The organism is Telluribacter sp., from assembly GCF_035998675.1.
In the GTDB taxonomy this organism is placed as follows: domain Bacteria; phylum Bacteroidota; class Bacteroidia; order Cytophagales; family Spirosomataceae; genus Telluribacter.
The window spans coordinates 48,954-63,839 of the sequence record NZ_DASYHI010000024.1; the positions used below are offsets into that span (position 1 = coordinate 48,954).

General features: G+C 50.3%; 14 protein-coding genes. 11 read left to right on the plus strand and 3 right to left on the minus strand.

All coding sequences use genetic code 11. The annotated features are described in order from the left end of the window. Positions 1-54 precede the first annotated feature (54 nt). The 5 genes from VGN67_RS21855 to VGN67_RS21875 all read left to right on the plus strand — a co-directional run bounded on the left by VGN67_RS21855 (position 55) and on the right by VGN67_RS21875 (position 3,883). Positions 55-339 carry a type II toxin-antitoxin system RelE/ParE family toxin gene (locus VGN67_RS21855; RefSeq protein ID WP_327489150.1) on the plus strand — a complete coding sequence of 95 codons (285 nt, stop codon included), beginning with the start codon at positions 55-57 and terminating at the stop codon, positions 337-339. A gap of 11 nt (positions 340-350) precedes the next feature. Next, positions 351-677 (plus strand): HigA family addiction module antitoxin, encoded by a 327-nt coding sequence (locus VGN67_RS21860; RefSeq protein WP_327489152.1) that lies wholly within the window; start codon positions 351-353, stop codon positions 675-677. A 65-nt stretch (positions 678-742) separates the two neighbouring features. Next, positions 743-1,138 (plus strand): nucleotidyltransferase substrate binding protein, encoded by a 396-nt coding sequence (locus VGN67_RS21865; protein ID WP_327489154.1) that lies wholly within the window; start codon positions 743-745, stop codon positions 1,136-1,138. Further along, positions 1,135-1,455: a nucleotidyltransferase domain-containing protein gene (locus tag VGN67_RS21870; RefSeq protein ID WP_327489156.1), complete on the plus strand. Its 321-nt coding sequence runs from the start codon at positions 1,135-1,137 to the stop codon at positions 1,453-1,455. The genes VGN67_RS21865 and VGN67_RS21870 overlap by 4 nt, the downstream gene beginning before the upstream one ends. Positions 1,456-1,573: 118 nt before the next feature. Further along, positions 1,574-3,883: a DUF7133 domain-containing protein gene (locus tag VGN67_RS21875; RefSeq protein ID WP_327489158.1), complete on the plus strand. Its 2,310-nt coding sequence runs from the start codon at positions 1,574-1,576 to the stop codon at positions 3,881-3,883. 71 nt (positions 3,884-3,954) lie between these two features. On the opposite strand, the gene VGN67_RS21880 is transcribed toward VGN67_RS21875, so the two are convergent. The 3 genes from VGN67_RS21880 to VGN67_RS21890 form a co-directional block, all read right to left on the minus strand. Beyond that, positions 3,955-5,739, minus strand: a complete 1,785-nt coding sequence (locus VGN67_RS21880; RefSeq protein WP_327489160.1) for a MutS-related protein — start codon at positions 5,737-5,739, stop codon at positions 3,955-3,957. 122 nt (positions 5,740-5,861) lie between these two features. Then, entirely contained in the window at positions 5,862-7,679 is a 1,818-nt protein-coding gene (locus tag VGN67_RS21885) for an ABC transporter ATP-binding protein (RefSeq protein WP_327489162.1), read from the minus strand. Positions 7,680-7,714: 35 nt separating this feature from the next. Continuing rightward, entirely contained in the window at positions 7,715-8,722 is a 1,008-nt protein-coding gene (locus VGN67_RS21890; RefSeq protein ID WP_327489164.1) for a gliding motility protein, read from the minus strand. A 149-nt stretch (positions 8,723-8,871) separates the two neighbouring features. Here VGN67_RS21890 and VGN67_RS21895 point away from each other — a divergent pair, with 149 nt between their 5' ends. The 6 genes from VGN67_RS21895 (at position 8,872) to VGN67_RS21920 (ending at position 14,838) form a co-directional block, all read left to right on the plus strand. After that, a complete protein-coding gene (locus VGN67_RS21895) occupies positions 8,872-9,726 on the plus strand; it encodes an SDR family NAD(P)-dependent oxidoreductase (protein ID WP_327489166.1) in 855 nt (284 codons plus the stop codon). A gap of 286 nt (positions 9,727-10,012) precedes the next feature. Continuing rightward, complete coding sequence (locus VGN67_RS21900) at positions 10,013-10,525, plus strand: RNA polymerase sigma factor (RefSeq protein WP_207503447.1); 513 nt, start codon at positions 10,013-10,015, stop codon at positions 10,523-10,525. Between the two features lie 188 nt (positions 10,526-10,713). Next, entirely contained in the window at positions 10,714-12,198 is a 1,485-nt protein-coding gene (locus VGN67_RS21905) for a phytoene desaturase family protein (RefSeq protein WP_327489173.1), read from the plus strand. An 87-nt stretch (positions 12,199-12,285) separates the two neighbouring features. Then, positions 12,286-13,137 carry a phytoene/squalene synthase family protein gene (locus VGN67_RS21910; protein WP_327489175.1) on the plus strand — a complete coding sequence of 284 codons (852 nt, stop codon included), beginning with the start codon at positions 12,286-12,288 and terminating at the stop codon, positions 13,135-13,137. Positions 13,138-13,346: 209 nt separating this feature from the next. Further along, entirely contained in the window at positions 13,347-14,486 is a 1,140-nt protein-coding gene (locus VGN67_RS21915; protein WP_327489177.1) for a Re/Si-specific NAD(P)(+) transhydrogenase subunit alpha, read from the plus strand. A gap of 67 nt (positions 14,487-14,553) precedes the next feature. After that, the gene (locus tag VGN67_RS21920; protein ID WP_207503451.1) at positions 14,554-14,838 is read left to right on the plus strand and encodes an NAD(P) transhydrogenase subunit alpha; all 285 of its coding nucleotides are present in this window, start codon (positions 14,554-14,556) and stop codon (positions 14,836-14,838) included. The last annotated feature ends 48 nt before the right edge of the window (positions 14,839-14,886 follow it).

Consider the following 14,886-nt stretch of genomic DNA (forward strand, 5'->3'; position numbering starts at 1 on the left):
CTAGTCTGTTAATATTCTTTTTTATTGTAATGTGTATTATTACACGTTACATTTATGTTAATGATACAGAGCATTCGCCACAAAGGGTTGTTACTCTACTATACGGAAGGCAACGGTTCTAAGTTGCCAGCAGCTTATGTACGTAAAATAAACCGTGTTTTGAACCAGTTGGATGCAGTTACATCAGTTGAGGATATTCAGGCCCTGGGTTCAGGTATACACAAGCTGACTGGTGACAGGAGTAAATTCTGGTCTATAAAGGTGACACCTAACTACCGGATTATTTTCCGTTTTGAGAACGGAGATGTCTACGATATAGACTTTTTAGAGTATCACTAAAAAATATAGCGATGTTAAAGCGAAACTTACCCCCCGTTCATCCGGGAGAGGTACTACGGGAAGAATATATAAAAGAGAGGAACCTGACTATTACCGAGGTAGCGAAGGGCTTATGCATTGCCAGAGGTAATTTGTCCGCCATTGTAAACGAACGAGCGGGAATAAGCCCGGAACTGGCAGTAAAACTGTCGGAGGCTTTCGGTAATTCAGCGCAATTCTGGATTACTCTTCAGAAGAACTACGAAATATGGCATGCGGAGCGAAAGGTTAACCGGGCAGCCATCCAACACTTCGGTCCTGGCTCAAAGAGTTCGACGGCACTGCCTGCTAATTCGTAGTCACAATTGGAAATGAAAAAGGAAATAGTAACTCCTGTTTATGAGAAAAAACAAAAAAGCACCCAATGAGTAAGCAGGATACACGATGGAAGCAGCGGTTTCAGAATCTGGAAAAGGCGTTTTTGCGCTTACAGGCGGCGGTCAAAACAGAAAATCCGTCAGATCTGGAGAAAGCAGGTATTATCCAGATTTATGAGTTCACCTTTGAGCTCGCCTGGAAAACAGTGAAGGACTTCCTGGAAGAGAATCAGGTGTCCGTTAAATTTCCCCGCGATACCATCAAAGAGGGATTTAAGTATGAGCTGTTGGATGGGGAAGTTTGGATGGATATGCTGGAAAAAAGAAATTTAATGAGCCATACCTATGACGAAGAAGCCGCTGAGTTGGCTTACAACTTGATTACTACTACCTACTACAACGCGATTCAGGAAGTATACGCCCATCTTAAACAGGTACTATGACCAATCCCTATGGTATTTCGGAAAGGAGCTACGGACTGCTGCGGGAAGCTTTCCAAAAGTACCCCGAAGTAGAGGAGGTACTTATTTTTGGTAGCCGGGCCAAAGGTACTTACCGAAAAGGCAGTGACATAGATTTAGCCATTAAAGGACTCCGGTGCAGTACCCAAACCGCCGCCGACCTGGCGGGGTACCTCAATGAACAAGTACCTATACCTTACTCAGTAGACGTGGTGTACTACGACGGGTTAAAACAAGCCGAACTCAAAGCGCACATTGACCGGGTAGGCAAGCCATTGTTTGAGTACTCGCGCCGGTAACTTTCACGCCGCCGGGCGGGTAAGATTTTTCCGCTTCTCCCTTTACACTACATAATCGGGAAACAGGTACTTAGTTGTTTCCGGAGGTAGTTGTATCTTTTTCCTTTACTTAATAAGCATGAAAAAAAATCATTGGCTGGCGGGCAGTTTGGCTGCGGTAGCATTCCTGGCTGTGACCTGTACCCGCACCGTTACTACGTCCCAACTGGGGCAGACAGGTACTGAAGTACATGAGGAGTCAGGCTTTGCTTCGCCCCGGGTCGTAGACCAGAACCCTTCCCCCGCGCCGCTGACGCCGGAGCAGAGTCTGAAATCATTCCGATTACCGAAGGGGTACCACCTGGAACTTGTGGCCAGTGAGCCTATGGTGACCGAGCCGGTTGCTATAGCCTGGGACGGCAACGGCCGCATGTACGTGGCCCAGATGGAAACCTACATGCAGGACGTGGATGGTACCGACGAGCACACAAACCGAAGCCGCATTATGCTGCTGGAAGATACTGACAACGATGGAAAAATGGATAAAAGCTCGGTGTTCATTGACAAGCTGATGCTGCCCCGCATGATACTGACGGTAGGAAATGAGCTGCTGGTCAACGAAACCGATACCTACGACATGTACGCCTACAAGGATACCGACGGCGACGGCGTAGCCGACCAGAAGCGGCACGTGTACAAGGTAGGTCGTAAATCGCCCGGTAACATGGAACACCAGCGTAGCGGCCTGGACTGGAACCTCGACAACTGGATCTACGTGACGGTGGACCCGGTCCGGTTCAAGTACAAGAACGGCATGATCCAGGCCGATTCGCTATTGAGCGGCTCCAACGGTCAGTGGGGATTGACCCACGATAACTACGGGCGGTTGTTCTTTAGCCGGGCGGGCGCCGAAAATGCCGGTATTTCTTTTCAAATTAATCCGGCTTACGGTCAGCTTGACTTCCGCGATGCCTACAACGAAGAAACCTTTGGTCCGGTCTGGCCCATTATTAAAACGCCCGACGTACAGGGCGGGTTGAAACGACTGCGACCCGACAGTACCCTCAACCACTTCACGGCGGGCAACGGTCAGTCTATTTTCCGGGGCGACCGGCTACCCAAAACCCTGGTGGGCGACTACCTCATCAGCGAGCCGGTAGCCCGCATCATTCGTCGGGCCAGGATAGTCAATAAAGAAGGAAAAACTACGTTGGAGAATGTCTACGAGCAGGAAGAGTTCATTGCCTCTTCGGACATGAACTTCCGGGCGGTCAATACCTACACCGGTCCGGATGGCAATCTGTACATAGTAGATATGAACCGGGGTATTATTCAGGAAGCTACCTGGACTGGCAAGGACAGCTACCTGCGTCCGCAGATCAAGCGGCTGGGCCTTGACAACAACAAGCAGCGCGGTCGCATCTACCGCTTAGTGTATGATGGCATGGGCCGGGGCCCTAAGCCCCGTATGCTGGACGAACCTACCGCTCAACTGGTGACCTACCTCGACCACCCCAACGGCTGGTGGCGCGACAACGCCCAGAAGGAGATTGTAATTCGGGCTGATAAGTCAGTAGTACCGGCCCTGCGCCAGATAGCACTGGGCGAAAAGGGACCGCTGGTACAAAAGCCTACGGCGCTGGGACAGCTCCATGCTTTATGGACGCTCGAAGGGCTGGAAGCAATTGACAAAGAGGTACTTTTCTCGCTGTTTCAGTCGGAAGAAGCGCAACTCCGTAGAGCGGCTATCTGGAACAGCGAGCCCTTCCTGAAGAAGAATGACGAAGAGGTACTTAATAGGCTGGCATCCCTGAAGGCAGACCCGAGCTACGATGTACGTACTCAACTACTGCTGTCGCTGAGCCGCAGTACCTCTCAGAAGGCCAGGGCTATGGCGAAAGATATAGTAGCCATGAACCCCGACAACGAAATGCTGGCCGGGGTACAGACCAGTTTGCAGAAGAACGAAGACGTAAAGACGTACGGGGCTAAACTCGGTGCCCTGGATGCTGCCAGCCGCAAAATGGTAATGGAAGGAGCTACTACCTTTAAATCGCTGTGTGCTACCTGTCACGGAGCCGAAGGAAAAGGTACTCCTACTAACCTGGCTCCCGTACTCTCCGGAAATTTTCGGCGTATGACACCCAAAAAGGACGAGGAAATCAAGATCCTGCTGCATGGACTCACCGGGCCGGTAGACGGCAAGACCTATCCTGATATGATGCCGCCCATGGGTGCCAACAGCGACGAGTGGATTGCAGCGGTACTAAGTTATATCCGCTTCGACCTGGGCATGGCTGGAAATAGTTTTGGGCGGTCATCGCCGGAGTTTTTATCCAGAGTACTGGTGAAACCCGAAGAGGTAAAAAAGATAAGAGAGCAAACCACCGGCCGCACCACCGCCTGGACCTGGGAAGAGCTGGATAAATCGGAAAAGCCGACGAATTAGAAAGAGTAGTTAGCTGTTAAAAACAGAAAGTCCCGGAGAAGTACCTCCGGGACTTTCTGTTTTTAAAGGTTTTATTCTACCTCAATTCCCATCATGCGCATCAGTTCGCTGGCGTTGAAGCTCTGGCAAATGCCATCGTGTAATTTATAATCAAAGGCGAGCTGTCCGTCCTCTACGTCGGAGCGGAAGTGGAAGTTCTGCACGTATGACTGGGTAGTGCCCCACTGTCCCAGTTCGAGGTCGTGGGTAGATACCAGCCCGGCCGACTGCTTGGGGTGCAGCTGACGGATCAGAGCCTCAGCGCCCCGGTGACGGTCAGCGGAGTTGGTACCTTTCAGGATTTCGTCTAACAAATAAAAAATAGGTACCTGAGTGGGCGAATCGGCCAGTTGCAGGAGCTGACGCAGGCGTTTGAGTTCGGCGTAAAACGAAGAGGTACTTTCTTCAAGCGAATCCTGCGTCCGCATGCTGCTGAAAACCTGTACGGGTGTACATACAAAGCGTTGCGCACACACCACCGCACCCGTTTGGGCCAGTACCAGATTAAGCCCCACCGTCCTGAGGAAGGTACTCTTGCCGGACATGTTGGAGCCGGTAATGAGCATGGTTTGGCCGGTACCTACCAGAGTAAAATCATTGCTGATGCGTTTGTCGGCGGGGATGAGCGGATGTCCTAAGGTACCTGCCTCTATACGTACGGTGGTTTCTGATAGTACCTGCGGCTCGGTATAGTCAGGATGGGCAAAGCCGAAGCCGGCCAGACTATTTATAGCTTCAATATCCGCCAGGGCTTCCAGCCACGCGTAGAGTTGGGTACCGTGCTGCTGCTTCCAGCGCTCTATGGCCGCCAGGCAGTGCAGGTCCCACAGAAAGGGGAAGCCCACAAACAGTACAAAGAAAGGATGATGACGGTAGTCCAGCCGGGCAAACCAGCTACCCAGCTTCTGAATGGAAACAGAAGAACCTTTGACCGCAGCCTGTCGCTCTTTCCACCAGGGCGAGTTGTAAGGAGCCGTTTCGGCCAGCTGTAGCAGGTCGGCATAAGCCAGCAGGGTATGTCCCAGGGAGGTAGTGCGGTTAGTAAGGGACTGGAGCCGGTTGTTGAACTGTTTGAGAATAACCCCGTGCGCGATCAGGCTGATCCAGAAGGGCCAGGCCGGAAGTACCCCCGCCAGGCTAAGTACCCCCAATGTCAGCGTCACTACCGACCACCAGCGCCACCTTAGCGACTGGCGCAGCGGTTCGCTGAGCGTATCGTTAACCCACGTCCGCAGGGCGCCTACCTGCTGGGCCGCGTGCTCGTGCAGCAGCGCGGTGGCTTCCCACTTCTGCCGCCATTCGGCCTCCTTCTTAAACTCGGTAGCTGTTTCCTGACGGTTCTTTATTTCTTCTAAAGGCGCGTGGTGCGTAAGCCAGAGCGCCAGCCGCTGACTACCCCCGGCGGTGCGGGTGCGATTGAGCAGGCGGTACAGGGAGTGCTTCCCGAATATATCCAGGTCGGTGGCGTAAGGATGATCTTTTTCCAGGTACTGCTCGCCGGTATCTACCCGTTTGAATCCAAAAAGGAGCCGTTCCAGTTCGTCTTCGTTGATGCGCTGGAGGTTGCGCTGAAAATCGCGCTGGCGACGGGCCGCCTGCTGCCGGCGCATCAGGGCCAGAAAAAGTACCAACGCAACCAGCGTCACCAGGCCCCACACCGCTTCTCCGCTTCTGTTCCACCACCAGGCGGTGGCTACTCCCACCACAAAAGCAGTAAGACGGCCAATGGCGAGGCCGTTGAACTGTTGCTGCGCTTTGGCCTCGGCTTCGCGGGCCTGTTGTAATCTTGCTTCAAAAAAGGTACCTGGTGAGGTCATGGCTATATAAAATGTGATTGGGAGCAAAAATAGAAAGGGCTGGGTACTAAGCCAGCCCTTCGGAACTATATCAGCAAATTACTTTACAGTAATTTTTCAAAACTAATTTTTAGGAATGGTACCTACGAATGGCTTTCGGCGGTTTCGAACTGCAGCTTGATAAGATTGGCGTACAGACCGTCCGTCATCATGGCCAGTACATCGTGCGAGCCGGACTCCACTATTCTACCCTCCCGTATGACATAAATCGTATCTACCTTGCGAATGGTAGCCAGGCGGTGGGCTATCACGATGGTAGTTCGGTTCTTCATCAGCTCGTCCAGCGCCTCCTGTACCAGTTTCTCCGACTCGGCATCCAGCGAGCTGGTCGCTTCGTCCAGAATTAGAATTTTGGGGTCTTTCAGGATAGCACGGGCAATGGCGATGCGCTGGCGCTGCCCGCCCGACAGCTTAATACCCCGCTCCCCTACCAACGTCAGGAACTTCTCGGGGAATGATTCAATGAACTCGAGGGCATTGGCCTGGCGGGCCGCTTCTCTTACGTCCGCTTCGGTAGCACCGGGGCGTCCGTAGGCGATATTTTCGTAGATAGTACCTCCAAACAGCATTACCTCCTGCGGTACCACGGCTATGTTGCGCCGCAGCTCCGTCAGCTCATAGGTCGAAATAGCCTTTCCATCAATGCGGACATCACCCTCCTGCGGCTCATAAAAGCGCATCAGCAGCTGCACAATGGTAGACTTACCCGCGCCGCTGTACCCGACCAGGGCGATTTTCTCACCCGCGTTAATGTCAAATGATATTCCTTTAAGTACCTGCACATCCGGGCGCGACGGGTAAGCAAATTGTACATCTTGGTAACTAATCTGTCCTTGGACCGCATTATGCTTTGCAGGCACAGGGGGCGTTGAAAGATCTATTTCCGATGGCTCCGCCAGAATTTCCAGCAGCCGCTCCGAAGCACCTATGGTCTTGTTGATCTGCGCGTAAATGTCACCCATACCCCCGATAGCCCCGCCGATAAAGGCGGTGTAGAGGGTAAAAGTAAAGAGGTCAGAGATGCTCATTTCGCCGGCCTGTACCAGTGAAGCGCCAAACCAGATTACCCCCACAATACCGCCGAACAGGGCAAAAATGATAAAAGACACGAAACCACCGCGAAAGGTAGCCGCCTTGAGGGCATTGTCAACTACCCGGCCCAGAGCGGTCTGGTAGCGGGCTACTTCCAGGTACTCATTGGTAAAGGCTTTTACGACGTTGACCGACTGCAGGGTTTCTTCCACAATGACGTTGGCCGAGGCCAGCTCGTCCTGCGCTTTCTTGGATAACTTACGGATGTACTTGCCAAAAAACATGGCAGCGATCACCATCACCGGGAACGTAGCCATCATAAACACCGTCAGCTTCCAGGAGGTGTAGGAAATAAGTACTACGCCTACTACCAGCGTGGCGATCTGTCGGAAAAATTCCGCAACGGTAAAGGAAAGTACATCCTGTAGCTGCGTTACGTCGGAAGTAATGCGGCTGGTCAATTCGCCCACGCGGCGCTGCTCCAGAAACACAATCGGCAGGGTGATGATCTTGCTGTATACGTCGCGGCGCACGTCGGCCATAGCCCGCTCGCTGACGCGGGCGAACAGATAAATGCGCAGGAACGAAAAGATGGACTGAAACACCAGAATTACGACCAGCAGCAGCGTGATCTGGTTGATGGTGTAGGGCGATTTCCCTTCAATAACCTCTATGATACTGCCAATCAGCTTGGGAAAAGCCAGCGAAGTACCCGTAGAAAGGATCAGAAACACAAAACCTACAATAAATAACCACTTGTAGGGAAGGGTATACCGGAATATTTTTAGCGTATTCTGTACTCCTTTCCAGCTTATTTTTTTAGCGCCGACTGCTTCATCATCGTCGTCATACCGTCTTCGTTTTGCCATTAGAGTTTACTATTCAGTTTTTTCATTTACACCAATCAGTCTTCATCTACCTGTCCCTTATAGCCCGACTCCTGTAGAATCTTCTGGGCGTTGGCGGTTTTCATCAGTTCCGGCAGCGTTACCTCCTGATTATTAGCCATGTACTGGCTTACGATGCGCCAGCCGATCCAGCGACCAATGCCACCCGGTACCTCCGGGCCAATTTCGGGAGTAAGCGGACGCTCGCCTATGTATTTTTGCTTTTTCAATTCACTCGCTTCGTACAGCAGCTTATTATCGATCATAAATGCCCACAGCCGCGTCTGGCTGTTGTAAGTCCGCGACAGGTCCTGCTCCGAGTAGCCGATGATCAGACTGTCGGGGGTTTGGGGGGCCATGTGCTTTACAAATTCAAACGACTTACCGTAACCTACCATATCGGCCAGCAGGGTCTGGTCGCCGGGGTCCGTGCGGTTGTATTTATCTGCCATAAAAAACAGGATGGAAGGTACCAGGTAGTCTTTCTGGTAGCGGCGCAGCTGGTAGGTATATACATTGGGCCGGTACTGCACCTGGTCGCCGCCAAAATAATCAAGGCCTATAACGATAAGGCTGTCCGAAACATACAAGTCATTTCCCATGAAGCCGGTAACCATGGACACTACCTGAGGTACCATGAAGTCGGGGTAGTAGTACTTAATATGTTTGAAAGCATTTTCCAACGATTCTTCCAGCTCACTACTCTTACCCGTAGTAAACACAGAATCTATCTGCTGCCTGAATCCCCTAAGGGCATTATTGCGTATGTTCTCGTAGAGGTGGGCCGCCAGCAGGGAATCGTTGGCGGGGGCATCGGTAAAATAAACCTGGGAAAGGTAAGGGTACTTAGCGAGGAAGTTCTTGACTTCCTGTACCGACTGGCTGGCGAAAAGTTCATCCTGTAGGGGTTGAATCTGTACATCAACCCGGATCTGGCTTACGTCCGGGCCCTGTTCGGTGAGTTGGCCGCAGGCCGCTATTCCAAATAGTAAAGTAATAAAGAAGAGGAATCGGATCAGGTGCATACGCGCGCAGTCAAAAAGCACAGTAACCAAACATACAAAAGTACAAAAAAAGTTGCAGTAGCGGAGTCAGATTGAAAAGAGCCGGAAGGGAAAGTTTTCGGTATGAGGTAAATTTTCTGCATCTTGACGGTAAAACCAGATGGTGAAGAATGAACAGTGACCATTTTCAGAAGGTAAGTATTATCGGTTGCGGCTGGCTGGGCTTGCCCCTGGCTACCCATTTACTCTCCTCCCGGGGAGAGCATAGGTACTATGTAAGGGGAAGTACAACTACTCCGTCCAAGGTGGAGGTACTGCGGCAAAGCGGGGTTGAACCCGTTTTGTTCCGTGTAAGTCCGGAACCCGCCGGAGAGGCCTATTCTACACTATTTGACGCAAATTCGATCGTTGTGGATATTCCACCCCGTATAGCGAAACAAGGTGAGGATTTTCATACTCAGCAAATTTATCACCTCATTCAGCTCCTAAAAAATAGTAAGGTAAAGCAAATTATTTATGTAAGCTCTACCTCCGTATATCCGGAAATAAACCAGGAGGTAACCGAGCAGGACGTGCGTTTTCCGGCGGAGTCGGCGGCACCCGCTCTGGTAGAAACGGAGCTGATGATGAGCGAATTACGAGGAAAAAGTAAGGTGGCTATACTACGATGTGCCGGTCTGATGGGCTACGACCGTATACCGGGAAAATATGTACGGGGTAAAAAAAATATTACTACCGGCCTGATTCCCGTAAACTATGTACATCGAAATGATGTAGTGGCCATCATTGCTACACTACTTAAATCGGGCATTACGGACGAAACGTATAATGTAGTAGCTCCGGTACATCCTACGCGCAGGGAGGTTTATGAGGCTTCCTGCCGCCAGTTTGGTTGGGAGTTGCCCACTTTTTTAGAAAATAATCAGCAAGAGCCTTTTAAAAAAATAAATGGTACCAAACTAGTCACTCATACCGGCTACCAGTACCAGTTTCCGGATCCTCTGCAATTCTATTATGAGGTGTAAAAATACGGTCATGAAAGGTTAGGTACGATTTTTACAAAAATTTGTGGAGCCGCATTTCTGAAAAGATGAACATTTGCTCCGCTTCGTTCAACCAGAAATAAAGGACCCGGTTTAGGCCAAAAAATGCTTTAAAAAGTACCATTTATATAGTAACCAAAAACAAACTAAAAAGATTGGAATAAATTTTGTTTAACTATTTTCAAGAAATGTTTCACAAAATAGTAGGATAATTGTTTAACTAGTACTTAATTTGATTCAACAAAATATATAAACCTTATACTTTGTTATGACGGCTATAGAATTCACATATAACATCCATCGGGTTTCCAAGTCTCTGAAACCATTCGCCATGCGGTTGACTCGTGATTCGGAAGATGCGAACGATCTCCTACAGGACACACTACTAAAAGCCTTTACTAATCGTGATAAATATACCGATGGTACTAACCTGAAAGCCTGGTTGTATACGATCATGAAGAACACGTTCATTACAAACTATCAGCGGATGGTGCGTAAGAATACCTTTATTGATACTACGGATAATCTGCACTATATCAATTCAATGGAAAGTAGCACCGACAACGGCGCCTACACCAGTTTTGCTATGGATGATATTAACCGGGCTATCGAAAACCTGGATTCGGCCTACCGGGTACCTTTTATGATGCATTTCCGGGGCTTTAAGTACCACGAAATTGCAGCCAAACTGGATATACCCATTGGTACCGTTAAAAACCGTATTCATATCGCAAGAAAGGAACTCAAAGGAAAATTAAAAGTATACTCCCATTTCGACTAACATACCCCATCAGGTATTAAGTTACTATTGCGGTTGGCAGGCAGACAGGCCATACGGTAGCGAGGACCTGCTGCAATAGATAGTTTTTGGTTAAAAAGAGGAAGGTTTGGAAAAGTTAGATAGGATTCTGTCTAACTTTTTTTTCTTGTAACAGATTCTGAAAAATAGCCTTAGTTTCAATTGTTTATATGACCCCTCCCAAACGAGTTATAGTAATTGGGGCTGGCTTTGCCGGCCTTTCAGCCGCTACCCAACTTTCTGCCAAAGGTTACGATGTAACAATTCTGGAAAAGAACACAATGCCCGGCGGCCGGGCCCGGGTGTTCAGCGAACAAGGCTTTGTATTTGATATGGGACCCAGCTGGTACTGGATGCCCGATGTCTTCGAAGACTACTTTGCCCGCTTTGGTAAAAAACCATCTGACTACTACCAGCTCGTACGTCTGGACCCTTCTTACAAGGTCGTCTTCGGAGCCGACGAAGCCCTTGACCTGCCAGCCGGTATACCAGCCCTGAAACAGTTGTTTGACTCCCTGGAGCCCGGAAGTGGCGAACGATTGGATGAGTTTCTGCGCCAGGCGGCCTATAAGTACAAGGTCGGGATCGGGCAGTTTGTGTGGAAGCCCAGCCGCCGCCTTACCGAATTTATAAGCCTCAAGCTACTGTACGATGTTACCCGACTGGATGTATTTCAGTCTTTTGCGCAGCATGTCCGGAAGTTTTTCAGTGATTCCCGTCTGCTGCAAATGGTGGAATTTCCGGTCCTGTTTCTGGGGGCTACCGCCGAAAACACGCCCGCCATGTACAGCCTCATGAACTACGCCGAAATGAAGGGAGGCACCTGGTACCCCATGGGCGGGATGCACCAGATTGTAAAAGGTATGGCCGCTCTGGCCGAGGAAAAAGGTGTCAAGCTACTACTCAACCAGAACGTCACCCGGATTGAGGTACAGGAGGGTTTGGCGAGTCGGGTCTATACGGAGGCCGGTATATTTGAAGCGGACGTTATTGTAGCCGGCGCCGATTATCATCACGTCGATAATGATCTTTTGGACGCTACTCATCGTAATTACGATGAATCCTACTGGAACAAGCGAACCATGGCCCCGTCTTCACTACTATACTACCTGGGAATTAACAAACGGGTGCCCCGGCTTGAGCACCACAACTTGTTTTTTGACGAAGATTTTAAGGTACACGCCGCCGAAATATACGAGAGTCCGCAGTGGCCGTCGAAGCCGCTGTTTTACGTATCGGCTCCTTCCAAAACGGATCCGGCCGTAGCGCCCGAAGGGTACGAAAACCTATTCGTGCTGATTCCGGTGGCTCCCGGCCTGACCGATGATACCGAAGCCGTTCGGGAGAAGTATTATAACGTGGTAATGGAGCGGCTGGAAGCCTACGTAGGTGAACCCGTGCGCCCGCACGTGGTATACAAGCGGACCTACGCTCACCGTGATTTTGTACAAGACTACAATGCCTTTCGGGGCAATGCCTACGGCCTGGCCAATACGCTAAAACAGACGGCCATTCTGAAACCGGCGCTCAAGAGTAAAAAGGTAAAGAATATGTACTATACCGGACAGCTTACTGTGCCTGGTCCGGGCGTGCCGCCTTCCCTGATTTCGGGACTGGTAGTAGCCAAAGAAGTAATAAAGGAGCATAAACTTTAATTTTGTTTAAGTGCCATTAAACAAAAAAGAGTGATGTAAGTTTTATTATCACTAACTTTATAACCTCCTTCCCAAACTGACACGCTCATGCTGGAATTATTCAACCAGACATCGTTCCAATGTAGCAGGATTATTACTGAACAGTACAGTACATCCTTTACCTTAGGAATCAGGACTTTAGATCGCAGGTTTCACATGCCAATCTATGCGATCTATGGGTTTGTGCGCTGTGCGGACGAGATTGTAGATACCTTTCATGATTTTGATAAGAAGGCGCTGCTGGACAAATTCCGGGAGGATACCTACGCGGCTATTGAAGGAGGAATCAGCTTGAATCCGGTACTTCAGGCTTTTCAGCTCATCGTAAATCGCTATAGTATCGAACGCGAACTGGTGGATGCCTTTCTGGACAGTATGGAAATGGACCTCTACGACCAAAGCTATACGCCGGATGTGTACAACAAGTACATTTTTGGCTCAGCCGAGGTAGTAGGGCTCATGTGCCTGCGGGTATTCTGCGAAGGCGATAACAGTATGTTTGAGCGGTTACGGGCCGGTGCCTGTAGTTTAGGGGCCGCTTTCCAGAAAGTAAATTTCCTGCGGGACCTTAAAAGTGACTATCTGGAACGCGGCCGGATTTATTTCCCGGGCGTGGAGTTTACCACCTTTGACCCCGTCTGCAAGCAGGAAATTGAAAATGACATTGAGCGGGATTTTGATGCCGCTTATCAGGGTATTCTGGGGTTGCCTCCGGGGGCTCGGCAGGGCGTGTACCTGGCCTATGTCTACTACCGTACCCTCTTCGAAAAGATAAAGAAAATTCCCGCCGCCCGTATTCAGGAAGAGCGCGTTCGGGTAGCAGACCGCAAAAAACTGGCTCTGCTGGCCCATACTTACTTCAAATTCAGAATGAATGCGCTGATTGCTTCTTTTTTTTAAGCAGTTTTTAAGGTTAACTTCGCGCTTTCAACGTCTCTTACACTACCATCCGGCATTACATGGTTACAAATCCTGGGATAAAAAACCGGGAGTTGCCCGTGCAGGCGTACAAGGTACCTGCTCAGTAGGGTACTTCTATTACAGGATGGGAAGGTAGGTGATCCGTTGAATCAGCTGAATTTTTTTTAACCAAACTCTGCTCTGGAATTTTGAAAATTGCAGTACCCAAGGAGACTAAGCCTTTGGAAAGGCGTGTAGCTCTTACCCCCGATGTGGTCAAATCCCTTCACAAAGCCGGATTCACCTGCCTGATCCAAACAGGTGCCGGCGAAGCCTCTTATTTCTCGGATGAGTTGTACCTGCAGGCAGGAGGTACCATTGTACCTGATGTGGCTACTGCCTTTGCCGAGGCGGATATTGTCCTGAAAGTAAATGCTCCCGAGGTAGCCGACGTAGCCCGTATGAAAGAAGGCTCCGTGCTTATTTCGTACCTCTACGCCTATACCATACCGGAAGTAGTTGAGGCGCTGAACCGCAAGAAGATAGCGTCGTTTTCAATGGATGCTGTGCCCCGTATCTCACGGGCCCAGAAGATGGATGCGCTTAGCTCGCAGGCGAACCTGGCGGGCTATAAGTCGGTACTGCTGGGGGCCAACGCGCTGGGTAAAATATTCCCGCTGATGATGACCGCCGCCGGTACCATTACGCCCGCGCGGGTGCTCATATTTGGAGTGGGCGTGGCGGGCTTGCAGGCCATTGCTACCGCCAAACGACTGGGTGCCGTAGTAGAAGCCACCGACGTACGCCCCGAAACCAAGGAGCAGGTAGAGTCGCTGGGGGGACGCTTCCTGCAGGTAGAAGGTGCCGAAGGCGTGAAGACCGAAGGGGGCTACGCCCGCGAAGTATCGGCCGACTACCTACAGAAGCAGCAGCAACTGATTAAAGAACGTATCAAGGAAGCCGACATAGCTATTACGACCGCCCTGGTCATTGGCAAAAAAGCCCCGGTACTGATTACCGAAGAAATGGTGAAAACCATGAAGACCGGCTCAGTAATCGTGGATATGGCCGTAGAAGCCGGTGGGAACTGCGAAATAAGCGAGCTGAACAAAACCGTGGTAAAGCACGGCGTAACCATCATTGGCGAGTCTAACCTGCCGTCACTGCTGCCCGTCAACGCCAGCGAATTGTACGCCAAGAATATCTCGACCCTGCTGCTACACCTGGCCAACAAGGACGGCTTTAAGTGGGAACTGGACGAAGATATCACCAAGGGGAGCCTAATCACCTACCAGGGTGAGCTGGTACATTCGTTCACCAAAGAAATTCTGGCCAAAACCAAAGCGTAAATTAGCCGGGGTACTATACTTAGGTACCTTGCCCCTAACAGCTACCACCAAACAACCTGTTAAGACAATGACACTCGAAAACTTTATATTCCTGCTTTATATACTGGTACTGGCCAGTTACTGCGGTTTTGAGCTTATATCCAAAGTACCTCCTACCCTGCATACGCCCCTGATGTCGGCTTCCAACGCTATTTCGGGTATCACCATCGTAGGGGCTATTCTGTGCGTTCGCGAAGGCGAAATCAGCAAGTACCTGGGTATGCTGGCGCTGGTACTGGCTACCATCAACGTGGTAGGTGGCTACGCGGTTACGGACCGGATGCTCCAGATGTTCAAAAAGAAAAAGGCGTAGCGCTGCCTTCTCTCTATTTACCCTACTATTATTTAGCATTTACTCCTC

Coding starts and splice junctions, on each gene's coding strand:
- VGN67_RS21855 (WP_327489150.1), top strand. CDS start 55: ATGTTAATGATACAGAGCATTCGCCACAAAGGGTTGTTACTCTACTAT.
- VGN67_RS21860 (WP_327489152.1), top strand. CDS start 351: ATGTTAAAGCGAAACTTACCCCCCGTTCATCCGGGAGAGGTACTACGG.
- VGN67_RS21865 (WP_327489154.1), top strand. CDS start 743: ATGAGTAAGCAGGATACACGATGGAAGCAGCGGTTTCAGAATCTGGAA.
- VGN67_RS21870 (WP_327489156.1), top strand. CDS start 1,135: ATGACCAATCCCTATGGTATTTCGGAAAGGAGCTACGGACTGCTGCGG.
- VGN67_RS21875 (WP_327489158.1), top strand. CDS start 1,574: ATGAAAAAAAATCATTGGCTGGCGGGCAGTTTGGCTGCGGTAGCATTC.
- VGN67_RS21880 (WP_327489160.1), bottom strand. CDS start 5,739: ATGACCTCACCAGGTACCTTTTTTGAAGCAAGATTACAACAGGCCCGC.
- VGN67_RS21885 (WP_327489162.1), bottom strand. CDS start 7,679: ATGGCAAAACGAAGACGGTATGACGACGATGATGAAGCAGTCGGCGCT.
- VGN67_RS21890 (WP_327489164.1), bottom strand. CDS start 8,722: ATGCACCTGATCCGATTCCTCTTCTTTATTACTTTACTATTTGGAATA.
- VGN67_RS21895 (WP_327489166.1), top strand. CDS start 8,872: ATGAACAGTGACCATTTTCAGAAGGTAAGTATTATCGGTTGCGGCTGG.
- VGN67_RS21900 (WP_207503447.1), top strand. CDS start 10,013: ATGACGGCTATAGAATTCACATATAACATCCATCGGGTTTCCAAGTCT.
- VGN67_RS21905 (WP_327489173.1), top strand. CDS start 10,714: ATGACCCCTCCCAAACGAGTTATAGTAATTGGGGCTGGCTTTGCCGGC.
- VGN67_RS21910 (WP_327489175.1), top strand. CDS start 12,286: ATGCTGGAATTATTCAACCAGACATCGTTCCAATGTAGCAGGATTATT.
- VGN67_RS21920 (WP_207503451.1), top strand. CDS start 14,554: ATGACACTCGAAAACTTTATATTCCTGCTTTATATACTGGTACTGGCC.